Below are 22,630 nucleotides of genomic sequence, written 5' to 3'. Positions count from 1 at the left end.
TTGGCGAGGCGTACCGGAAAGACCGCGATGCTTTGGAAAAACAGGCTTTCCGGTACGATATTCAGTCCAGTGATGCTACCTGCGATGTAAAGCGCTTGATAGGTACACTACCGTAGTGGTTGTTGCCTTCAACCAGTGTTCTCATCATCTGAATAAAGGTTTTTCTTGAGGCGAGTGGCAGCGGTGCCAGTAATTTTATCTGTGCCCGATGCATGTCGGCAGAGGTTTTATTCAGAATTTTTCTTCCCTTGAGCGTAATTTCGACCATTTTGCGGCGGCGGTCGGAATAGTGAGTTGCGCGCCGGACATACCCCTTGAGTTCCAGTTGCTCAATGGTGCTGGTCAGCGTGGTGCGGTCGGTTCCCAGCTCAGCGCCGAGCGTGGTCTGGTCCTGCCCGCCTCTGGCGTTGACTACCGCCAGAAGACCGTATTGCAGCGGAGTAAGCTCACCTTTGAGTGCTTCAAAGAATATCGTATGGTGGATCTGATTTAAGCGACGAATGAGGAAACCGGGGCGTTCCCATAGATCGTCAGCATTGATTTCATCATCTTGCATCACCTTGACTCCTTTGTTCGACGGTGACTGTTTGATAGAAACCGTATGACGGCAACCGACAGCCAGCACTGATCTCCCCGCCCACTCGATGCCTGCGTCACTTTTCATCTACAGGGCGGTCTGGAAGTCCAGGGGACACGGTGCGACCTTGCCGGCATAAGGCGGTGTTTTTTGACCATGGTTTGTATCAAGTGGATTGCTACCATAGCACAAGTCTGTTCAAATTTTCTTCTATGGATCGGAATAAGATTTAGTCAGAAGACAGCCCCTCATAGCGTGAGTAATGTGCTATGGGGGCGCCGTAGGATCAGGAGGGCAACGCGGAATTATTGATGCCCTGAAACGCTATTAATCAAATTTTATCAATCAGTTGAATACCATGCCGCCGTCGATCAGCAGGGCTTGACCGGTCATGTAATCTGAATCTGGGCTGGCAAGGTAGGAAACGCAGGCGGCAACATCTTCCGGTTCGGACAGGCGGCCCAAGGTGATGCGTTTGGCGAACTCCGCCGTACCATAGCCGAGCGGTTTGCCTGCCGCCTCGGAAATCTGGCGGTCAATCTCTTCCCACATCGGTGTTTTGACGATGCCGGGGCAATAGGCGTTGACGGTAATACCGAGCGGCGCTAAATCTCGCGCGGCAGTTTGTGTCAGGCCGCGTACGGCGAATTTACTGGAGCTGTAAACCGCCAGTTCCGGATTGCCGACATGGCCTGCCTGTGATGCCGCATTGATGATTTTGCCCCCTTGTCCCTGGGCTTTGAAGGCTTCCACCGCAGCCTGTATCCCCCAAATGACGCCTTTCACATTAATATTGTAAACCTTATCAACAATGTCGGGGGTAATCTCTTCAATCAGCGTAGTAGGGGCGATACCCGCATTATTCACGATCACATGAAAACCGCCCAGTTGCTTGTGCGCGCTACGTACTGCATTAAATACCTGGTCACGGTCTGAGACATCAGCGGTGAATGCGATGGCGTTACCGCCGTGGTGTCTGATTTCCTGTACCACCTGGCCTGCCGTATCACCGTTGTAATCTACGACAGCTAAGGCAAAGCCGTCTTTTGCCAGACGAAGAGCGATGGCTCGACCAATTCCCTGGCCTGCGCCAGTGACCAATGCGACTTTTTGTTTCATGGTCTTTTCCTGTGTTGTTAATGAAAGAACCGTTACTACCGGCAGGCTAACGTGTGGCAACAGGAATGAAAACTTATAGTAAATATCGATAACTATCAGTCAAATAGATTAAGTTTTTCATTTATAAATTAAGTTTGATTTTTATAACTGTGATGTATTTATTTTTTGATTTTTTATTCTGATGCTAAAGCGGTGGTGAGGCGAGTTGTTTTGCGCGCTGTAAAGATTGGTCTGGAGAAGGCGATAAACACAGTGTACCCTGCGAAGACCATCATTCGGGTCATGTCCCGCCGATACTTGCCTTGATGAATGTTTAAAAGCTGGTAACTATGAGTTATATCGATACCATCAAACACGAACTGGTTGGCTTCCTGAACGGATTGCCAATCTATCATCCGCTCGAAGAGGTGACTGATTCTCCCTGGGAAGCGGATGATTTTTCATGTACGCCAGACAATTTGATTATCGGCGGCGGCGCTGGCGAGCATCCGGCGCTGGTTATCCATCAGCTAGGGGCGCTGGTGGCGTCCTATCTGTTGTTATGTCTGCAAAAACACAATGAATTTTTTCCAGAGCAGCCTGATCCGTTGCCGTCACTTTCGGTAGATAGATTGTACGAAATGGCGGAAAGGCCGCGTTCGCTGGAGTTTTGCGGTTGGTCAATGAATCACGTCAAGGAGTTTGTTGATCTGGCCCGTTCGCCGTTGCACCCCAATCCCTTGTCGGAATTGGGCAGCGCTGAGGAGTGGATTGAACACTCTATTGGCGAATTTGTTTACTACTCGTTGCCGGAACTTAATCCGTTCGATACACGAATGGCACGATTGCCTGGTATGGAAGGGTGGTTTCCAGGATACTGGATGTGCAATGTAACCTGTCCGCCGCCAAACTATGTCAAAACGCGAAAACAGTCGTTACTGTCTGGTTCGTTCCAGGATCACGGTTTTTTCCGGTGGGATTACCGTTATCCGCCGGAGGAGTAATGGCTATGTGTGATTTGTCGAGGTAAATGATGGTGAGGGTGTCCCAATAGTCATACTCTTTGCTGCTATTGCGTGAGCGGGGGACGCTCGGTCCAATACTATTTACCTACTTTTTTCTCGTCCCCTCGCACTTTTCTCATTTTCCCAGTGTGGCATTGCCTGTTCGGCAATATTGTCCCCGCCAAATTCGACTTACATCCTATCAATCAACCTTACCGACCAATGACAGTTCTATACACTGAAGCTGGTAATGTTTGTATCAACCCTTGTTGATGTTGTGTTATTCATCCCTGTCAGAGAGTATGTTGTTTTCCCGCCTTCGAGTAAGGCGGGATTTTTTTGTCCGTAGGATTTTTATGTCCGCAAATAAATCTTGCGGTAGTCTGCCAAAAACTAATGTTGGCTTAATAGAGCGAAGGTAGTCTGTATCGGTTATAGATCACACTAGTTGTGTTTGTATGCTTATACAGAGAGGGAATTCCATGAAGACCAGGTATCATTCATCCCAGATAGTCTTGCACTGGTTGGCACTCGTGCTGGTGGTGGCTACTTACGCAGCGATGGAGCTGCGTGGCTTTGCTCCCAGAGGGAGTAATGCAAGATTACTGATGTCGACTATTCATTACAGTTGCGGTGTATCCGTGTGGGTGCTGATGGTCCTGCGGATGGTGCAGCGCTTTCGTTATCCTACTCCGCCGATCTCGCCACAGCCTGATCGGTTGATAGTGATTATCTCTCATGCGGTGCATGGTTTTCTTTATCTGATATTCCTGGCGTTGCCGGTGCTGGGTGTGCTGGGGATGTACTACCGCGGCGCAGACTGGTCGGTATTCGGTATTGCGATGCCGATTGCTGCAGAACCGAATGACGATATCAGACACACATTGCTGAGCATCCATGAACTGATCGCCAACGCGGGGTATTTTCTGGTAGGACTCCATGCGGTGGCTGCGCTGTATCATCACTATGTGGTGCGTGATAATACGTTGCTGCGAATGATGCCAGGCAAGAAATAATCGTCATTGGCGTCATTATGAATGACGGGCGGCGGGGCTTTACCCGCCGCCCGTTTTTTTATGACTCTTGGTCAGGAGAGTGCATGGGATCAGGGTGTTCCGCTATTTGTTTGAAACGTAACAACGTCTTATGCAGCATTTCTTTGGGCAGCAGTTGAAACATCTGGCTGATGGTTCGTCCCAGAAAACCACCAGGTGGATCGAAACGAATGCTGAGAGTCACAGCGGTGCCTTTGCCGTTTGGAGCGGGACGAAATGAGAGGCGACCTTCATTGGGAATTCTGGCGCCTGGTAGTGAGCGCCAGTGGATGAACTGACCGGGTTGTTCATCGATTATACGCGCCCGCCATTCGATATACTGGCCGAAGGGCGCTTTCATTCGCCACAGAGAATCTGTACGATTGATGATGTCGATATGGGCGACATGGTTCATCAACACCGGTAGCGTTTCGGGTTTGCGCCATAAATCAAATAGCACTTCAGCTGGCTGATGAATGATCAGTGAACTGCTGAGTTCATCAGCGTGGCTATCCGTCATGCCAAGCCCGCGTAAAAATGTTGATGGCATGTTGTCTTCTCCCTTTTATGTCATCTTAAACAGCACCTTAAACAGCTGATATACCGCTATTATCGTACGTAATATCGGTAGAGTGATTAAAGTCCGACCCAATCAGTTTGTGGTATTGACGTACAGTTATCTCTTCTGGCGAGTGTACGTGATGCCTGGGGAAACCTGCAAACCCGCAGGAAATAAAAATTGGCGGCACTGCATTAAGATGCATGGTGCTGTTGCCTGCATGAGGCTGGAGAGAATGCGTGCACTCACAAAAACGGAGAATAGTGACTGATTTTCGGGCAGACTGCTGAGTTTCTGTTATCCTTTTAATTAGAGTTAATTGACTGCTGTGCCATGTTACTAGAGTACTTTCGATGTTCATTATTTTTTAGCCCATCCACTGATGGGCTTTTTGTTTTCTGATGATAATGACGATGAGTATTATTAGCCATTTTTTGAGTTTGTGATCTTTATGTTTTTATTGTCACATAAAAATAAAATGCCCGATTTTTTTAAGGTTTATTTAATCTCTATGGTGTAATTTTGTTTTTAAGTAATCACTTTGTTGCGCAAAACACCGGGGTTTTTTTTTATAATAATATGATATTTGCCCACCGTTAGGTGGGCTTTTCTTTTTATGTGTACTGTTTTCTATAAGCGAATGATTGCATTACAGTGCATATACTAAGAGTGATGCCAGTGGCAAACAGATGGCAAGGCCGAAATTCCCTGCTTATTTCAAGTGAGTGGGGAAGTGAGAGGTGTCAGCTGCCTTGTCCTAATGGACCAGCGCATTGCGTTGTTCAACACGCGAGCGTGTTGTCCTGCGTTAGGAGATATATTTTTATTGCTCCTAATGTTGGCTTAATATTCATATCATAGAATTGTTTACAGGCGGAGGAAAACCGCCGACCTGTGTCTTCAGGATGCTTCATGCCAGAGAATAGTGTCATTTTGCCCACCATTATGGTGGGCTTTTTTTTTGCTTTTTAAATACATAGCGTTACTTCGTTTTTTTTGTTTTTATCAATTTTCATTAGATGAAGGAAAAACTAAGGTTATTTTAAGGAATGGCTGGTAAATTTATAAATACGCAGTGGATGGATAACTGTCGTGCCAGTACTACTAATCTTTTGCTGTTGAAAAACTCAATAGCTTTGCCCACCGGTTGGTGGGTTTTTTTTATATATATTACCGATTCTGCTTATTGTGAAATAAAAATAATTTATCAGGGTACAATCATGTGGGGAAATAAAAATTCATTTAAAAGGTAATGGTATTGATTTTTGTTTCAAAAAAATGGTCAGAGGCAGGGATGGCTCAATATGTTTTTTAAATGCTCTATGACATGTCGTACTTCAAATTGCAGGTATTACTCGGCCCATCCCTGTGCATCGCCCTTGTGGGCTGAGGGATCCCCACAAAATCACCGCTAATAAACCAGCATCATGCTTCGGTAGGTGCTGGTGAGTTGGGCTAAAATACTCTCCAGTTTCACCCGCCCGATTATTCGTGGTGAATGCCGCAGTACATTTTCCGTCAGTGTCAAAAACGATACCGTTTTGCTTCCACAGGCGCGTAAGCCAAAACCAAATCTCTCACTCTTTTCATCACGAAAGTTTTGTTCAATCTGCATTCTCCTGCTGTAGAGCTTCATGATTTCACGGGGCTTAAATTCATCTGTGTTGGTAAATATCAGCCACGGCTCTTTGGCTGACGCACGTTGCTCTTTTTCCACGGTCGGATAGCCCGGTTTCCCTCTGGCACGTTTGCTTTTTCTCCCTTTTGACGCTTTCTTGTGAAGGTAAAAATGTCCATCGCATTGCGCTTTTTTTGAACGCGCCAGCGTACCTGTTCCCAGATATTCCGCCCGCGCTGTCCCGGCACAGTCTTTCACGTTCAGCCAGTGTTCCGGGCCATGATGAAGGCAAAATTTTACGTTTCCCCGGATTCGGCCAATAAAGTCCCATCCCAGTGCTTTGATATGCCGAAACCATTCATTGTGGAAGCCCGCGTCGGTGATGAGGGTGACTTTCATTTGTGGGGCTATGGCGCTGGCAAGCGCGTCAAGAAAGGCCTTCTGTATCAAAATATTGTTTTGCTTTTCTGACGGAACTGCCTGACTCATCAAGGGGATAGCGCGACCATCACAGACAAGACTTGCACGCAGGACATGAAAAACCTGAGAGGGATAGCCACTCCAGTCGACGGCAATAACACACCACGGCATGTTTTTGGTCATCATGGATGTAATCTGATTAAATATTTTCGGGATATCGTTATGAAGCGCAGTGTTTCCCAAAAGGCGGTCAACCCGTTTTATTTTATCTTTCACGCGAGCAGGGCCGGGTAAATAACGCCCGATGCAGGTGAGTGAAAGCGTCGCACCGCTTATCAACGCGGCGGTAGAATCAATAAGCGCATGTTGTCGATATTGATGCGTTGAAGCTAAAGCGTTACGGAAAAAAGTCTGGCATACTTTACGGACAGGCATAGGGTGATCTCATTGAATTTTTTGGCGAAAATCAGTAGATCATAAAACTCTATGCCTGTCTTGTTTTCTGGGGATCCCTCAGCCTTGTGGGGTCATTGCCAGCCTTGTTCAACTTTGCTTCCGGCAGCGTTGTCACTCACTTGCCGCGTGACAAGTTTCTAATGGGCCTTGTCCTAAAGGACCAGTGCGTTGCGTTGTTCAACACGCGAGCGTGTTGTCCTGCAACTTGAAATATGACGGGTTATAGCACCAATAAAAAAGCCCCGAGGCGGGGCATGCATGTCGTAAAAACGCTATCGCCGTTATTATTGTGTATCAAGCATATACAGGCATGGTGACAATAATACGACAACATTGAGTGTCATGTTGCGTGCTGCTTCGCATTCCTGTTAATCAATAAGAGAGCAACAGGAAAAATGCTACCCTGAGGAGGAATGCGCCGATTATATTGAGCCGCAATTGCCGCAATTAAAGAAAACGGGACATCGTGATGACAGAAGCAGAAGTGTTGCGACTAAGCGTGCGGGTGGGAGAGCGCCTTAAGGCGCGTCAGGCGAAAATGACCTGTGCTGAATCTTGTACCGGTGGATGGTTGGCGAAGACTATCACTGATGTGGCCGGCAGTTCAGGATGGTTTGACTATGGTTTTGTGACTTACAGCAATCAGGCTAAACAGGCGCTGCTTGGCGTGCAGGTAAATACCCTGGAACAGTTTGGCGCGGTGAGCTGTGAAGTGGTGAGTGAAATGGCGGCGGGAGCACTGAGCCGTTCCGGCGCAAATGTTGCCGTATCAGTCAGTGGTATTGCCGGTCCCGACGGTGGAACGCCGGACAAGCCCGTAGGAACCGTATGGTTCGGCTTTAACGATAAAGATGGCAACAGTCTGACTCAGCGAGTGCAGTTTGACGGTGATCGCCATGATGTTCGGCTGCAGGCGGTAGCTTTTGCCTTGCAGACGCTGTTAGATAGATTTTTATAAAATAGGCTTGATGCTGTATACGTATACAGTATAATGAGCCTATTGGTTTCTGTGAGTCATGAATAAGCAACAGCGTAGAGGCAGCATCAGGCTGCGCGACAGGAGTAGAAATGGCTATTGATGAGAACAAGCAAAAGGCACTGGCGGCGGCGTTGGGGCAGATCGAAAAACAATTCGGCAAAGGTTCTATCATGCGTTTGGGCGAAGATCGCTCAATGGATGTTGAAACGATCTCCACGGGTTCCTTGTCGCTCGATATCGCTCTGGGTGTTGGTGGTTTGCCAATGGGGCGTATTGTTGAAATCTATGGCCCAGAATCCTCTGGTAAAACCACGCTGACGTTGCAAGTGATTGCTGCGGCACAGCGTGAGGGGAAAACCTGTGCGTTCATTGATGCCGAGCACGCGCTAGACCCGATCTACGCCAAGAAGTTAGGAGTAGATATCGACAATTTGCTGTGTTCTCAGCCAGACACGGGTGAACAGGCACTGGAGATTTGTGATGCGCTGGCGCGTTCTGGTGCCGTGGATGTGATCATTGTTGACTCCGTAGCTGCGCTGACACCGAAAGCTGAGATCGAAGGGGAAATCGGCGATTCACACATGGGGCTGGCAGCGCGCATGATGAGTCAGGCTATGCGTAAACTGGCTGGTAACCTGAAACAATCCAATACGCTGCTGATCTTTATCAACCAGATCCGTATGAAGATTGGTGTGATGTTCGGTAACCCGGAAACCACGACCGGTGGGAATGCGCTGAAATTCTACGCTTCTGTTCGTCTGGATATCCGCCGCATCGGTTCGATAAAGGAAGGCGAAGAGGTCGTTGGCAGCGAAACCAGAGTCAAAGTTGTGAAGAACAAGGTTGCTGCCCCGTTCAAACAGGCCGAATTCCAGATTCTTTATGGCGAAGGGATTAATACCTTTGGTGAGTTGGTTGATCTGGGTGTGAAGTACAAGCTGATTGAAAAAGCCGGTGCTTGGTACAGTTACAACGGCGATAAAATTGGTCAGGGTAAGGCTAATGCCTGCAATTTCCTGAAGGATAATCCGGCCATTTCTACTGAACTCGATAAGAAGTTACGTGAATTATTGCTGCACAAGGATAATGACGCCGTGCCGAATGTTAGTGGCGAAAGTGCTGAGTATGATGAGGAAGCGGCTGGCGAACTTAACGACGACTTTTAATAGTCGGTGTGGCGCGCACAGCACATTCTTTGGATGACAGGCATGTCTAACATACTCCGCTATGCGATGAATGTGCTGGCTGTGCGAGATCACAGCGAGATAGAATTACGCCGCAACATTGCGGCGTATTTGCAGACAAACCTCGAATGCGATAACGCAGATGAATGCTATGCATTATCTGAATTGAATAAGCAAATCGAGCAGGTGGTAGCCAGTTGTCGGCAACAAGGCTGGCTGGATGATGAGCGCTACGCCCAGCGTTATATTCATGGCCGCTGTCGTAAAGGGTATGGTACGCAGCGTATCTGTGCCGAACTCAGTCAGCGGGGAATTGATAAATCAATCCAACGTATGGCGTTGCAGTCCTGCAATATCGATTGGTATTCGCAAGCGCGAACAGTGGCGAACCGCAAATTCGGCTCACCATTGCCAATCACCTGGCAGGAGCGTGCCAAAGTTCAGCGTTATTTGCTTTATCGCGGTTTTTCCCACGATGAAATTCAGTCGGTATATATGAATTTTTCCGATTGAACGCATACGGGATTTTACTTCCCACCTAAGAAAATTTATCTTATTCCCACTTTTTTGTTCGCGTTTGGCTCGGTCACGTCAGTATGTTGCATCCACCTTGCCCGCGACTGTTCTTTTAGCTTGATTTCAGGACAATTATGAGCAAGAGCACCGCTGAGATCCGTCAAGCGTTTCTCGACTTTTTCCATAGTAAAGGTCATCAGGTTGTCGCCAGCAGTTCACTGGTGCCAAACAATGATCCCACACTGTTGTTTACCAATGCCGGGATGAACCAGTTCAAGGATGTGTTTTTGGGACTGGACAAACGCAACTATACGCGAGCCACGACGTCCCAGCGTTGTGTCCGTGCTGGCGGTAAACATAACGATCTGGAAAATGTGGGTTACACGGCGCGTCATCACACTTTCTTCGAAATGCTGGGTAACTTCAGCTTCGGTGATTATTTTAAACGCGACGCCATTCTTCATGCCTGGGAACTGTTGACCAGCTCCCAGTGGTTTGGTTTGCCCAAGGAAAAACTGTGGGTTACGGTTTACGCCACCGATGATGAGGCCTATGACATTTGGGCTAATGAGGTGGGGGTGCCGCGTGAGCGTATTATCCGTATCGGCGACAATAAAGGTGCGCCTTACGCGTCAGATAACTTCTGGCAAATGGGCGATACCGGCCCTTGTGGTCCGTGTTCTGAAATTTTCTACGATCATGGTGATCACATTTGGGGTGGACCGCCGGGAAGCTTGGAAGAAGACGGTGATCGTTACATTGAGATCTGGAACCTGGTCTTTATGCAATTCAACCGACAGGCTGATGGCACAATGTTGCCGCTGCCGAAACCATCGGTTGATACCGGCATGGGTCTGGAGCGTATTTCCGCTGTTCTTCAACATGTGAATTCCAATTACGAAATCGATCTGTTCAACACCCTGATCGCTAAAGCGGCCCGTGTGGTAGGAACTGATGATCTCAATAATAAGTCGTTGCGCGTTATCGCCGATCATATCCGCTCCTGTGCGTTTCTGATTGCTGATGGCGTGATGCCGTCGAATGAAAACCGCGGTTATGTGCTGCGTCGCATTATTCGTCGCGCAATTCGTCACGGTAATATGCTCGGTGCAAAAGAAACTTTCTTCTATAAGCTGGTGGGTACGCTGATTGAGGTGATGGGATCGGCAGCCGAAGAACTGAAACGCCAGCAGAGCCTGGTGGAGCAGGCGCTTAAGAATGAAGAAGAGCAATTTGCGCGAACGCTGGAACGTGGTTTGTTGTTGCTGGATGAAGAAATTAAGCAGCTCAAGGGCGATACGCTGAGCGGTGAAGCGGCATTCCGTCTCTATGACACCTATGGTTTCCCGGTCGATTTGACTGCGGATGTCTGCCGTGAACGTAATCTGAAAGTCGATGAAGCGGGTTTTGAGCGCGCAATGGAAGCTCAACGCCAGCGGGCGCGCGATGCCAGTGGCTTTGGCGCGGATTATAACAGCCTGATCCGTGTCGATGAGTCTACGACGTTCTGTGGCTATGAGCGTACCGAACAGCAATCTAAGGTCGTGGCTATTTATCGTCATGGCGAATCCGTGCAGGAAATTCAGGCGGGTGACGATGCGGTTGTGATTCTGAGTGAAACGCCATTCTATGGTGAGTCCGGTGGTCAGGTTGGCGACCAGGGTGTATTGGTGTCAACTGCTGCCCGTTTCTCGGTTGCCGATGCACAGAAATATGGTCAGGCTATTGGGCATGTCGGCTCTCTGGCTCAGGGTACCCTGCGAGTAAACGATAATGTCGATGCGGTAGTCGATCACGCTCGCCGCGACCGTATTCGTCTGAATCATTCGGCGACTCACTTGCTACATGCGGCTCTGCGCCAGGTTTTGGGTGAGCACGTGGCACAGAAAGGGTCGCTGGTTAATGATAACTACCTGCGTTTTGACTTCTCTCATCCTGAAGCGATGAAACCGGAACAGATTCGTCAGGTGGAAGATATCGTTAATACCCAGATTCGTTGCAATCTGTCGATAGAAACCGACGTAATGGCGCTGGATGCAGCCAGAGCGAAAGGCGCGATGGCGCTGTTTGGCGAGAAGTACGACGATCAGGTTCGCGTACTGTCGATGGGCGATTTCTCCATTGAGTTATGTGGTGGTACGCACGCTCGTCGTACTGGTGATATCGGTTTGTTCCGGATTGTGTCTGAATCTGGTACGGCTGCGGGTATTCGTCGTATTGAAGCTGTTACTGGCGAGAATGCGATTGCTAACCTGCACCATCAGAATGATTTGTTGCATGAAGTAACACAACTGGTGAAGGGCGATAGCAACAATCTGGCCGACAAAGTACGCTCTTTGTTAGAACGCACTCGTGGGTTGGAAAAAGAGTTGCAGCAGTTGAAGGAACAGCAGGCTGCGCAGGAGAGTTCTTCACTATCCAGCAAAGCAAAAGATATCAATGGCGTGAAGTTGCTGGTAACGCAACTGAACAATGTTGAACCCAAGCTGCTGCGAACGATGGTCGATGATCTGAAGAATCAACTGGGTTCTGCGGTGATCGTATTGTCGACAGTGGCGGATGGCAAAGTCAGCCTGATAGCCGGTGTGACCAAAGAATTGACCGACCGTGTAAAAGCGGGTGAGTTGATTGGTTTTGTGGCAAACCAGGTTGGCGGAAAAGGCGGTGGTCGTGCAGATATGGCGCAAGCCGGCGGTAGCGATGTTGATGCATTGCCGTCGGCGTTGACCAGCGTTGAAGCCTGGGTGGTTGATAAGATATAAATACTAAATACGTGTTATCTCGGCAAAAACGCCATGCCTATGAGTGGTTTTGGCGTTTTTTGCTTACGGTAAGGATGCCCATAAACAAGACTGATTAATAGTCCATCTGTGGGGTTCCAGAGATGAACTGTGAGGCGATGTCTGGTTGTGATAACAAAAAGCGCAAGCTGTCTTATATCGACTAAACTGAACATTAGTAACAAACAATGAGTGCGATGATGAGACATTTTTGTCATCCAGGTTTACGTTTTCCCCGCCCATGATGGATAATGACGGGAGAATGGAGTGACCTGACTCTTTATAATCTTTCAAGGAGCAAAGAATGCTTATTTTAACTCGTCGAGTTGGCGAAACCCTCATGATTGGCGATGAGGTTACGGTTACCGTACTAGGAGTAAAGGGCAATCAGGTTCGTATCGGTGTGAATGCGCCGAAAGAAGTGTCTGTACATCGTGAAGAGATCTACCAGCGTATCCAGGCAGAGAAATCTCAACCCACCTCCTACTGACTGAATAGCGTCTCGTGTTGGCGAGGCGCTGTTGTTGTTCTGCTGTTTTCGTCGGCTCCCTGAGTTTCCTTTTTTGACCAGTAAATGGTCACCTGGTGCATTGCTACGGTGAACAGAAGTAACTGGTTGTTTTATGAGTGATAAAGCAGGCTTTTTGTTGTTAATCTGTTCTTGTTGGGTGCGAAGTGTTCAAACGGAACTGATATCGGAAAAATTGTTTGACTTATAAGGCCGGGAAAGTAATATGTGCGCCACGCAGACAGGTGAGCGCTGAATAAAAGTAAAATTCAGTGATTACTAGTCGGTACGGTGAGGTGGCCGAGAGGCTGAAGGCGCTCCCCTGCTAAGGGAGTATGCGGTCAAAAGCTGCATCGAGGGTTCGAATCCCTCCCTCACCGCCATTAAATTGCATCCGTAGCTCAGCTGGATAGAGTACTCGGCTACGAACCGAGCGGTCGGAGGTTCGAATCCTCCCGGATGCACCATTTAATGTAGCGCGTTTTATGGCAGTGACTATTGTCGGTAATACAATTTAAGAAACGTTTTCAGTCATTACTTGAAATGCATCCGTAGCTCAGCTGGATAGAGTACTCGGCTACGAACCGAGCGGTCGGAGGTTCGAATCCTCCCGGATGCACCATTCTCCTGATGCGGTTTCCTCTTGTTGTAAATTTATATTCTTGATTGTTTCTACAATGCATCCGTAGCTCAGCTGGATAGAGTACTCGGCTACGAACCGAGCGGTCGGAGGTTCGAATCCTCCCGGATGCACCATCTTGGTTTTCGTATCGTCTTAATCCTTCCTGCCTCTACTCTGTTATTTCGTAATATAAAATCAATGCCTTTCCACTGCTCTATGTTTATATTCTACTGTTTTTATTATGGTTATTGAGTAAGCGACAACGTTTTGACTTTGCGTTAAAGTAGTCGTCTCTTTCGGTGGGTACGGAGTCATGATGTACGATCGCTATCAAGGCCTCATCTTTGACATGGATGGAACTATCCTCGATACGGAGTCGGCCCATTGTCAGGCATGGCAGCAGGTACTGGCAAAGTATGGTATGAGTTATGACAACAATGCCATGACGGCACTAAATGGTGCGCCGACCTGGCGTATCGCCGAGGTAATTCTTAATCACAACCAGTCGGACCTTGATCCGCATGTCTTGGCAGCAGAAAAAGCGTCACTGACTGAAACCATTCTAATGGATACCGTACAGCCTCTGCCGTTAATCGAGGTCGTCAAAGCTTATTATGGGCGTCGTCCGATGGCTGTTGGTACTGGAAGTACACATGGCCTGGCTGAGCGTTTGCTGCGCCATCTTGGCTTGCGTGATTATTTCTCTGCACTAGTTGGTGCTGATGATGTTCTGCGACATAAACCCTTCCCGGATACGTTCCTGCGTTGTGCAGCATTAATCCATGTGGTTCCCGAACATTGCGTGGTGTTTGAAGACGCTGATTTTGGCATTCGTGCTGCTGCCAGCGCTGGTATGGACGTGATTGACGTAAGAACGCTGTGAATGAGTCTCTGGCGCTGTTTTCTTTGTTCTGGAGTAGTTTTCTGAGCGCGACGCTGCTGCCGGGCAGCTCTGAAGTTGTATTGGTATCGTTACTATTGACCCACAGTGCCAGCCCTTTATTACTGATTTTGATTGCTTCTATCGGTAATACGTTAGGAGGAGTTACCAATATTATTGTTGGGCGTCTGGTCCCTGAACTCAAACCGCAAAAAGGCTTAGACACCGCGCGTTGCTGGCTGCAGCGTTACGGTACGGCGGCGTTATTATTTAGCTGGGTGCCGATAGTCGGCGATATATTGTGTGTATTGGCGGGATGGCTGCGGATGCCATGGGCGGGTTCAGTAATCTGTATTTTTATTGGAAAAACGTTGCGCTACCTGATCTTGGCTGTCGTGACACTGAAATGGACGATGGGAACCGGGTGAGTTGTAATCACGATTGTTGTCCCCATATAGCATCCATCATTCTTATTAACATGACTATATCTTCATAGCTGGAGGTCAATTTGATCCCGGACGTATCAAAAGCGCTGTCCTGGCTGGAAAAACATCCTCAGTCTATAGCAGGGATCCAGCGTGGTATTGAGCGTGAAACACTGCGTGTGATGGCAAATGGACATCTGGCGACAACAGGGCATCCAGAGAAGCTAGGGGCGGCGTTGACCCATCCCTGGATTACTACGGATTTCGCTGAGACGCTGCTGGAATTCATTACGCCGGTTGACAAGGATATTGATCACCTTCTCGCTTTTTTGCGTGATATTCATCGTTATGTCGCCCGCCATCTGGGTGATGAGCGCATGTGGCCGCTGAGTATGCCTTGTTTTATTGAAGCAGGGCAGAACATCGAGCTTGCGCAATATGGCTCGTCGAATATTGGCCGTTTCAAAACACTATACCGTGAAGGGTTGAAGAATCGGTATGGCGCATTGATGCAGACCATTTCCGGTGTGCATTATAACTTTTCGCTACCGTTGTCATTTTGGCAGGCCCGTGATGGTATTACTGATGCTATCAGCGGCAAGGAAGCGATATCTGCCGGATACTTTCAACTGATTCGTAACTACTATCGGTTCGGTTGGGTGATCCCGTATCTGTTTGGCGCCTCTCCGGCAATCTGCTCATCTTTCCTGCAGGGTAAAGACACTCACCTGCCGTTTGAGCGTTCTGAAAAAGGGATGCTCTATTTGCCGTATGCTACGTCATTACGTCTGAGCGATTTGGGGTACACCAATAAGTCGCAGAGTAATCTTGGCATTACCTTCAACAGTCTGGAGACGTATGTTTCGGCACTGAAAAAAGCGATCCGCACCCCTTCGCAAGAGTATGCTGAGATTGGTCTCAAGAAAGATGGCCGTTATCTACAACTGAATACCAACGTGTTGCAGATTGAAAACGAATTGTATGCGCCGATTCGGCCCAAGCGTGTCATCCGTATGGGAGAGTCGCCATCTGATGCACTGTTGCGTGGTGGTATTGAATATATCGAAGTTCGTTCGCTGGATATTAATCCGTTTTCGGCTATTGGCGTCAGCGCGGAACAGGTTCGGTTCCTCGATCTGTTCCTGATTTGGTGTGCGTTGGCCGATGCGCCGGAAATGAGTGAAGCTGAGTTGCTCTGTACACGCAAAAACTGGAATAGGGTGATTCTGGAAGGGCGTAAACCGGGGCAGACGATAGGAATGGGCTGTGAAACCGCGCGCCAGCCGATTGCAGAAGTCGGGCGTGCGTTGTTTGCTGACTTGCGGTATGTTGCGCAGTTGTTGGATCACGGGCAAGCTAAGCCTTACTATCAGCAGGTTTGTAATCAACTAGTGGACGGGTTCGATGACCCGAACAAGACGTTCTCGGCCCAGGTACTGGCGATGATGCTGGAGCATGGCAGCGGTGGTGTTGGGCTCCAACTGTCTGGGCAATACCGCGAGCAATTGTTGCAAGAGCCGCTGGAGATTTTGTCTGAAGCCCAGTTTGCCGCTGAGTGCGAGCGCTCATGGCAGCGCCAGCGTCAACTGGAGTCGGAAGATACGTTGAGTTTTGATGCCTATCTGTCCAGACAGTGAGGCTAGTGCCAATATAAAAGAAAAGGTCACCCGATTTTCATCGGGTGACCAAAGAAACATCTCTGATAATAGGGATGATGATAATAAATGCGCGTCTTTCATGTATTAAGACCGGTACTGGTAAGAAAAGTTTCCTGGAAACAAGAAATAATTTTTTTCATGAGGAGGTGGCAACATGCCATTACTAGATAGTTTTACTGTCGATCACACTCGTATGGCTGCTCCTGCCGTTCGGGTGGCCAAAACCATGACAACCCCTCATGGTGATACGATTACCGTGTTTGACCTGCGTTTCTGTCGCCCTAATCATGAGATTATGCCAGAACGTGGTATTCATACTCTGGAACACCTGTTTGCCGGTTTTATGCGTGATCACCTCAATGGTGATGGTGTAGAAATTATCGATATCTCGCCGATGGGATGCCGTACAGGGTTCTACATGAGTCTGATTGGGACGCCGGCAGAGCAACGTGTGGCCGATGCCTGGAAAGCGGCTATGGCAGATGTGCTGAAGGTTACCGACCAGCGTAAGATCCCGGAGTTGAACGAATATCAATGCGGTACCTATGAAATGCACTCCCTGACTGAAGCGCAGGATATTGCTCGCCACATTCTGGAACATGATGTTTTGGTCAATAAAAACGACGAGCTGGCGTTGCCGAAAGATAAGCTGGCAGAGTTGCATATCTGACTAATGAGATGCTGACGTTTAGGGCTGTAAAAAAGAGAGCGACGCTCTCTTTTTTATGCCCGTAAAATCCAGTTTTCGTAAAATCTACTGTCGGAGCGTTGTCAATGCGCCAGAAAATGCTGAATGACCCGGCTGCCGAAGTAGGAGAGCGTCAGCAGCAGCGCGCCAATAAGGTTGAACCACACCACCCGGCGTCCACGCCAGCCTTCGTGGTAGTGTCCCCAGAGCAACAGAATGTAGACAAACCAGGCCAGCAGGGAGAACAGTGCTTTATGCAGATTCTCTTTATTGCTGAGCAAATCGTTCATGTAGATAAGCCCAGTGCACAGCGTCAGCGTCAGCAGAATGACGCCAATTTGGGTAATGTGGAACATTTTGCGTTCTATACCCAGCAACGGCGGCATGTCGGCGGCAAATCCCAGTTTCTTGGTTTTCAGCATGTAATCCAGCAGCGCCAGTTGCAGCGCATATAACGCCGCAATCATCAGTGTGGCGTAAGCAAATAACGCCAGACCGATATGCACCATCAGGCCCGGCATGGCTTCGAGGTGGGTAATAAACTCTCCCGGCATAAAACTGGCAAATGCCAGATTAATCAATGCAAAGGTATAGACGACGGGCAGCAGAAACCAGCCACGATTACGTGATGCCACGATAGTCATCACTGTGCACATAATCAGGCTTATCAACGAACCCATATTCAACAGACTCAAATTTTGCCCGACCTGCACATCGAAGATACGCTGATACAAGGCCACTGCATGGCAGGTCAGGGCAAGTATGGCGGATACCACCGCCAGACGGCGGTAGGCTCCGTTTTTTCGCACCAGGCTTGGGATGATCAGTCCCAGACTGAGGAAATAGGCCGCTAAAGCTACAATGGCGAAGACAGACATAGCGATGGGTTATTCAATATCAACTGAGTAAAATGAAGGATCAGTATAGCTTTAGTCGCCACCGCCACCAACCAGTTATCCGCGCCGGAGCGCGCAGATTGGTCTGGCTTTCGTGTTATACTCCCCGTTATTCGCGTCGCGATAGCGGCCAGTTTCACATTGGGCATGAGATATGTTTGAAAATTTAACCGATCGACTGTCGCGCACTCTGCGCAATATCAGCGGACGTGGGCGGCTGACTGAAGACAATATCAAGGATACGTTACGTGAAGTGCGCATGGCGTTGCTGGAAGCGGACGTGGCGTTGCCCGTGGTGCGTGATTTCATCAACCGGGTCAAAGAACAAGCTGTGGGCCATGACGTCAACAAGAGCCTGACGCCGGGCCAGGAATTCGTCAAGATTGTCCAGAATGAACTGGTTGCCGCCATGGGCGAGGTCAATCAGGCGCTCAATCTGGCTGCCCAGCCGCCGGCAGTGGTGCTCATGGCGGGTCTGCAAGGGGCAGGTAAAACCACCAGCGTGGGTAAGTTAGGTAAGTTCCTGCGTGAAAAGCAGAAGAAGAAAGTGTTGGTCGTGTCGGCGGACGTGTATCGCCCTGCTGCTATCAAACAGCTGGAAACGCTGGCACAGACCGTCGGTGTCGATTTTTTCCCCTCGCAAGTGCATGAAAAACCTATCGATATCGTTAACCGTGCGTTACAGCACGCCAAACTGAAATTCTATGATGTTCTGCTGGTGGATACCGCTGGTCGTCTGCATGTCGATGACGTCATGATGGATGAAATCAAGCAGGTTCATGCCTCTATTAATCCGGTGGAAACACTGTTTGTTGTTGACGCCATGACCGGCCAGGATGCTGCGAATACTGCGAAAGCATTTAACGAAGCGTTGCCGTTGACCGGGGTGATTCTGACAAAAATCGATGGTGATTCCCGCGGTGGTGCGGCACTGTCCATCCGTCATATCACGGGTAAACCGATCAAGTTTTTAGGTGTTGGTGAGAAAACCGACGCGCTGGAGCCTTTCTATCCGGACCGTATTGCCTCGCGCATTCTCGGTATGGGCGATGTGCTCTCGCTGATTGAGGAACTTGAAAGTAAGGTTGATCGTTCTCAGGCCGAGAAGTTGGCCAAAAAGCTTAAAAAAGGCGATGGTTTTGACCTGACCGATTTTCTGGATCAACTTAAACAGATGCGCAACATGGGCGGTATGGCCAGCATGATGAGCAAATTGCCGGGCATGGGGCAGATTCCCGATAACGTAAAATCGCAGATGGATGACAAGGTGTTGGTGCGTATGGAAGCGATCATCAATTCCATGACGTTGCAAGAGCGTGCTAAGCCTGAAATCATCAAAGGTTCTCGTAAGCGCCGCATCGCGATGGGTTCGGGTATGCAAGTACAGGACGTCAACCGGCTGCTAAAGCAGTTTGATGATATGCAGCGCATGATGAAAAAGATGAAGAATGGCGGTCTGGCAAAAATGATGCGTGGCATGAAAGGGATGATGCCGCCAGGTTTTCCGGGTCGGTAAGTCGGGGAAATGTGACCCCGGCAGAAAAGTCGGTGGTGTGAATGCACGGTTTTAGATTGCTTTTTGCACCAAAATGAGTAAAATCTTCGGGCTTTTTATATGACACTGGGCCCCGTTCCTCGATGGGGCCCGGTTGTTTTATTAACTAAAGAGGATGTTATGGTAACAATTCGTTTGGCACGTGGCGGCGCTAAAAAACGCCCGTTCTATCAAGTCGTTGTGACCGATAGCCGCAATGCGCGCGACGGTCGTTTCATTGAACGCGTAGGTTTCTTCAACCCGATCGCTACCGGTAAAGCAGAAGCTCTGCGTCTGGATCTTGACCGTATCGAGCACTGGGTTGGTCAGGGCGCTACCGTTTCTGATCGCGTTTCTGCGTTGATCAAAGATGCTAAAAAAGCAGCATAATCTGTTGCGGTGGTGGTAATGGTAATGAGCAAGCAACTCAGCCCGAAAGTCCCGGTTAACCCGGTTATATTGGGGAAAATGGGGTCTACATACGGCATTAAAGGTTGGCTCAGAGTGTTTTCATCCACCGAAAACGCCGAAAGCATTTTTGATTATCAACCCTGGTTCATCCAGAATAATGGGCTGTGGCAATTGATCGAGATCGAGAGCTGGCGGCACCATAATCAGGATCTGGTCATTAAGATTAAAGATATTGATGATCGGGATGCGGCGAATTTATTGACCAATTGCGAGATTGTCGTAGATTCGACCCAGTTGCCTGAGCTGGATGATGGGGATTATTACTGGAAGGACCTGATTGGCTGCGACGTTGTCACCGTAGGTGGCTATGAGCTGGGAAAAGTCACTGACATGATGGAAACCGGTTCTAATGACGTTCTGGTGGTGAGAGCCAACCTGAAAGATGCTTACGGAGTCAAGGAACGGTTGATCCCGTTTCTGACTGAACAGGTTATTAAGCACGTTGACCTGTCTACACATCGTATTGAAGTAGACTGGGATCCTGGTTTTTGAACTCTGTAAAGTCTGTAGTTAATGAGTGGAACGATATATGTGGATTGGGGTGATTAGCCTGTTTCCTGAGATGTTCCGCGCCATTACTGATTATGGAGTCACAGGCCGGGCAGTTAAAAATGGCCTGCTGAGCGTACAGTACTGGAGTCCTCGTGACTTCACTTACGATCGACATCGTACTGTGGATGACCGCCCTTATGGCGGCGGTCCTGGTATGTTGATGATGGTGCAGCCCTTACGGGATGCCATTCATGCAGCGAAAGCAGCGGCAGGCGAAGGGGCTCGGGTGATTTATCTGTCACCGCAGGGTCGCAAACTGGATCAGCAAGGCGTACGTCAACTCGCCGCACATCAGAAGATGATTCTGGTTTGCGGAAGGTACGAGGGCATTGATGAGCGTGTCATCAAAACCGAAATTGACGAAGAATGGTCAATCGGCGATTACGTTCTCAGTGGTGGCGAACTGCCAGCAATGACGCTGATTGATTCGGTAGCCCGGTTTATTCCTGGCGTACTGGGTCATGAAGCTTCAGCACAAGAAGATTCTTTTGCTGATGGATTGTTGGATTGTCCTCACTACACCCGACCTGAAGTGTTGGAAGGTATGGATGTGCCGGCAGTGTTACTGTCGGGCAATCATGCGGAAATACGCCGCTGGCGTTTGAAGCAGTCGCTGGGCCGAACCTGGCTTAGAAGACCTGAACTTCTGAAAAGCCTAGCTCTGACTGACGAGCAAGCAACGTTGTTGAGGGAATTCCAACAGGAATATCAGTCTGAACAACATGAGTATTAGGGGGGCGCTGCGGTAGTGCCGGGCGAACCCAAATATCAGTTTACCTAGGGTAAGAGACATATTATGAGCAATATTATCAAACAGCTTGAACAAGAGCAGATGAAGCAAGACGTACCTGCATTCCGTCCGGGTGACACCGTGGAAGTGAAGGTATGGGTCGTTGAAGGTTCCAAAAAACGTCTGCAGGCATTCGAGGGCGTGGTTATCGCAATTCGTAACCGCGGTCTGCACTCTGCATTCACTGTTCGCAAGATTTCCAACGGCGAAGGCGTAGAGCGCGTATTCCAGACGCACTCTCCGGTAGTGGACAGCATTACCGTTAAGCGCCGTGGTGCTGTGCGTAAAGCCAAACTGTACTACCTGCGTGAGCGTGCTGGTAAGTCTGCTCGTATCAAAGAGCGTCTTAACTAAGCATCCGCTTTCGCAACATCCGAAAGCGATAAGGGGTGGCACTTGCCGCCCCTTTTTCTTGGATGCGTTATATGCGTTACGCGACGTTTTTCGTTTTCCGGGCGATCACGGTAGGGTACATGCGCATCCGGTCATCAATAAAATGTATGTCGCAAAATCCAGCTTGTTCCAGTTGGTGTTGTGTCTGACTGTAGATACGAAACGCGGTCCACTTTACTTCCAGAATGCGTGAAAACAGCAGGTGTTGTAAGGGAAGTAAGCGCTGTTCTTCTTCGGTAACTCGCCAGGGTGACTCTGCTGATAGCATGGGGGGCGGTGTCAGAAAGCTGGTGATCAGCGTTCCCTCTGGTTTCAGGGCTTGATTGAATACTCGATAAAGATCAGTGACTTTGTCATCATCCGGCTCATAAATGTTCAGTCCGTTACTGGTGAGAACATCTACCGGTTCTGGCAGTTGCAATGTCCAGGCATCACCCTGCAGTAGCGTGATGCGATTATCACAATGTTGCTGTCTTGCTAGTGACTCAGCTGCTTCCAGCGCCTGATTATCCAAATCTACGCCGATTAGTCGTACATCCTGATGGTGAGAATAATCCAACAACAATAAATCACCCATCAGCCCGCAGGGAACTGATGCCAGTACCATTCCATCATACAAACGCGATTGCAATTGCTGGCGGAAAATACAAAACCGTTCACGCGTGACCAGTACGACAGGGAATCTCTCATAGATCAATTTTTCCAAATCACTATGGGATGACAACGTTGCAGTAGCGGATGGGTAGGTAACCAGATTGTGGGTCCAGTAGGCATTTAACCCACGGTGTGCTAGCAAAAATTGCCCCAGTTCGAACGTCGCCAGTTCTTCTGCAATCGCGATTTGCTCTTCCACTGTCGCGCCGGGAAGATCGCCTGCCTGCTGGATTCTAGTTCTGACAGCATTGAGCGTAGCGTAGTGATCATCCGGGGAGTGTAATTGATGCGATAGCAACTGCCCTTGTCCAGAATGCAGAGATGTATTTTTCAT

At 48.9% G+C, this 22,630-nt stretch carries 22 protein-coding genes and 4 tRNA genes; 20 read left to right on the top strand and 6 right to left on the bottom strand.

From position 1 onward, the window contains the following. Positions 1–61: 61 nt before the first annotated feature. Together Dpoa569_RS15320 and Dpoa569_RS15315 are read right to left on the bottom strand one after the other, a co-directional pair. Positions 62–556 (bottom strand): MarR family winged helix-turn-helix transcriptional regulator, encoded by a 495-nt coding sequence (locus Dpoa569_RS15320; RefSeq protein WP_042868896.1) that lies wholly within the window; start codon positions 554–556, stop codon positions 62–64. Between the two features lie 366 nt (positions 557–922). Then, on the bottom strand, positions 923–1,696 hold the full coding sequence (locus Dpoa569_RS15315; RefSeq protein ID WP_042868898.1) for a (S)-acetoin forming diacetyl reductase: 774 nt from the start codon (positions 1,694–1,696) through the stop codon (positions 923–925). A gap of 329 nt (positions 1,697–2,025) precedes the next feature. Here Dpoa569_RS15315 and Dpoa569_RS15310 point away from each other — a divergent pair, with 329 nt between their 5' ends. Both Dpoa569_RS15310 and cybB read left to right on the top strand, forming a co-directional pair. Continuing rightward, entirely contained in the window at positions 2,026–2,679 is a 654-nt protein-coding gene (locus tag Dpoa569_RS15310) for a hypothetical protein (RefSeq protein WP_042868900.1), read from the top strand. A 482-nt stretch (positions 2,680–3,161) separates the two neighbouring features. After that, positions 3,162–3,695 (top strand): cytochrome b561, encoded by a 534-nt coding sequence (cybB, locus tag Dpoa569_RS15305; RefSeq protein ID WP_042868902.1) that lies wholly within the window; start codon positions 3,162–3,164, stop codon positions 3,693–3,695. A 58-nt stretch (positions 3,696–3,753) separates the two neighbouring features. Here cybB and Dpoa569_RS15300 read toward each other — a convergent pair whose 3' ends face one another. Both Dpoa569_RS15300 and Dpoa569_RS15295 read right to left on the bottom strand, forming a co-directional pair. Beyond that, positions 3,754–4,263, bottom strand: a complete 510-nt coding sequence (locus tag Dpoa569_RS15300) for an SRPBCC family protein (RefSeq protein ID WP_050569396.1) — start codon at positions 4,261–4,263, stop codon at positions 3,754–3,756. Between the two features lie 1,420 nt (positions 4,264–5,683). Then, positions 5,684–6,745, bottom strand: coding sequence for an IS4 family transposase (locus Dpoa569_RS15295; protein WP_146411516.1), 1,062 nt, complete (start codon positions 6,743–6,745; stop codon positions 5,684–5,686). 490 nt (positions 6,746–7,235) lie between these two features. Here Dpoa569_RS15295 and pncC point away from each other — a divergent pair, with 490 nt between their 5' ends. From pncC to luxS, 13 genes are all read left to right on the top strand, one after another. Then, positions 7,236–7,724, top strand: a complete 489-nt coding sequence (gene pncC / locus Dpoa569_RS15290) for a nicotinamide-nucleotide amidase (protein ID WP_042872300.1) — start codon at positions 7,236–7,238, stop codon at positions 7,722–7,724. A 110-nt stretch (positions 7,725–7,834) separates the two neighbouring features. After that, a complete protein-coding gene (gene recA / locus Dpoa569_RS15285) occupies positions 7,835–8,911 on the top strand; it encodes a recombinase RecA (protein ID WP_042872298.1) in 1,077 nt (358 codons plus the stop codon). 42 nt (positions 8,912–8,953) lie between these two features. After that, on the top strand, positions 8,954–9,442 hold the full coding sequence (gene recX, locus Dpoa569_RS15280) for a recombination regulator RecX (RefSeq protein ID WP_042872297.1): 489 nt from the start codon (positions 8,954–8,956) through the stop codon (positions 9,440–9,442). 137 nt (positions 9,443–9,579) lie between these two features. After that, positions 9,580–12,207: an alanine--tRNA ligase gene (alaS, locus tag Dpoa569_RS15275; RefSeq protein WP_146411514.1), complete on the top strand. Its 2,628-nt coding sequence runs from the start codon at positions 9,580–9,582 to the stop codon at positions 12,205–12,207. A 322-nt stretch (positions 12,208–12,529) separates the two neighbouring features. Further along, a complete protein-coding gene (csrA, locus tag Dpoa569_RS15270; protein ID WP_005972168.1) occupies positions 12,530–12,715 on the top strand; it encodes a carbon storage regulator CsrA in 186 nt (61 codons plus the stop codon). A gap of 308 nt (positions 12,716–13,023) precedes the next feature. After that, positions 13,024–13,116, top strand: a tRNA-Ser gene (locus Dpoa569_RS15265). Positions 13,117–13,123: 7 nt separating this feature from the next. Continuing rightward, positions 13,124–13,200, top strand: a tRNA-Arg gene (locus Dpoa569_RS15260). 78 nt (positions 13,201–13,278) lie between these two features. Next, a tRNA-Arg gene (locus tag Dpoa569_RS15255) sits at positions 13,279–13,355 on the top strand. Positions 13,356–13,412: 57 nt separating this feature from the next. Then, positions 13,413–13,489 (top strand) — tRNA-Arg (locus tag Dpoa569_RS15250). Between the two features lie 182 nt (positions 13,490–13,671). Continuing rightward, on the top strand, positions 13,672–14,238 hold the full coding sequence (gene yqaB, locus Dpoa569_RS15245) for a fructose-1-phosphate/6-phosphogluconate phosphatase (RefSeq protein WP_042872294.1): 567 nt from the start codon (positions 13,672–13,674) through the stop codon (positions 14,236–14,238). Next, positions 14,235–14,663, top strand: a complete 429-nt coding sequence (locus Dpoa569_RS15240; RefSeq protein WP_042872292.1) for a YqaA family protein — start codon at positions 14,235–14,237, stop codon at positions 14,661–14,663. Before yqaB ends, Dpoa569_RS15240 begins: the two co-directional genes overlap by 4 nt. An 80-nt stretch (positions 14,664–14,743) precedes the next feature. Continuing rightward, entirely contained in the window at positions 14,744–16,297 is a 1,554-nt protein-coding gene (gshA, locus tag Dpoa569_RS15235) for a glutamate--cysteine ligase (protein ID WP_042872290.1), read from the top strand. A gap of 175 nt (positions 16,298–16,472) precedes the next feature. Beyond that, positions 16,473–16,988 (top strand): S-ribosylhomocysteine lyase, encoded by a 516-nt coding sequence (gene luxS, locus Dpoa569_RS15230; protein WP_042872288.1) that lies wholly within the window; start codon positions 16,473–16,475, stop codon positions 16,986–16,988. A 101-nt stretch (positions 16,989–17,089) separates the two neighbouring features. On the opposite strand, the gene Dpoa569_RS15225 is transcribed toward luxS, so the two are convergent. Then, positions 17,090–17,884: a cytochrome C assembly family protein gene (locus tag Dpoa569_RS15225; RefSeq protein WP_042872286.1), complete on the bottom strand. Its 795-nt coding sequence runs from the start codon at positions 17,882–17,884 to the stop codon at positions 17,090–17,092. A 172-nt stretch (positions 17,885–18,056) separates the two neighbouring features. On the opposite strand from Dpoa569_RS15225, the gene ffh reads away from it, so the two are divergent. The 5 genes from ffh to rplS all read left to right on the top strand — a co-directional run bounded on the left by ffh (position 18,057) and on the right by rplS (position 21,603). Then, entirely contained in the window at positions 18,057–19,418 is a 1,362-nt protein-coding gene (ffh, locus tag Dpoa569_RS15220; RefSeq protein WP_042872284.1) for a signal recognition particle protein, read from the top strand. Between the two features lie 159 nt (positions 19,419–19,577). Next, positions 19,578–19,826 carry a 30S ribosomal protein S16 gene (gene rpsP / locus Dpoa569_RS15215; protein ID WP_012885817.1) on the top strand — a complete coding sequence of 83 codons (249 nt, stop codon included), beginning with the start codon at positions 19,578–19,580 and terminating at the stop codon, positions 19,824–19,826. 24 nt (positions 19,827–19,850) lie between these two features. After that, positions 19,851–20,399, top strand: a complete 549-nt coding sequence (gene rimM, locus Dpoa569_RS15210) for a ribosome maturation factor RimM (RefSeq protein WP_042872280.1) — start codon at positions 19,851–19,853, stop codon at positions 20,397–20,399. A 37-nt stretch (positions 20,400–20,436) separates the two neighbouring features. Further along, positions 20,437–21,192, top strand: a complete 756-nt coding sequence (gene trmD, locus Dpoa569_RS15205; RefSeq protein WP_042872278.1) for a tRNA (guanosine(37)-N1)-methyltransferase TrmD — start codon at positions 20,437–20,439, stop codon at positions 21,190–21,192. Positions 21,193–21,255: 63 nt separating this feature from the next. Further along, positions 21,256–21,603 (top strand): 50S ribosomal protein L19, encoded by a 348-nt coding sequence (gene rplS / locus Dpoa569_RS15200; protein ID WP_012768745.1) that lies wholly within the window; start codon positions 21,256–21,258, stop codon positions 21,601–21,603. Between the two features lie 76 nt (positions 21,604–21,679). Here the strand turns inward: rplS and Dpoa569_RS15195 are convergent, their stop codons facing one another. After that, the gene (locus Dpoa569_RS15195) at positions 21,680–22,630 is read right to left on the bottom strand and encodes a class I SAM-dependent methyltransferase (RefSeq protein ID WP_146411511.1); all 951 of its coding nucleotides are present in this window, start codon (positions 22,628–22,630) and stop codon (positions 21,680–21,682) included.

This window comes from Dickeya poaceiphila, from assembly GCF_007858975.2.
Taxonomy (GTDB): Bacteria; Pseudomonadota; Gammaproteobacteria; order Enterobacterales; family Enterobacteriaceae; genus Dickeya; species Dickeya poaceiphila.
This window is presented reverse-complemented; position numbering and strand designations above follow the sequence as displayed.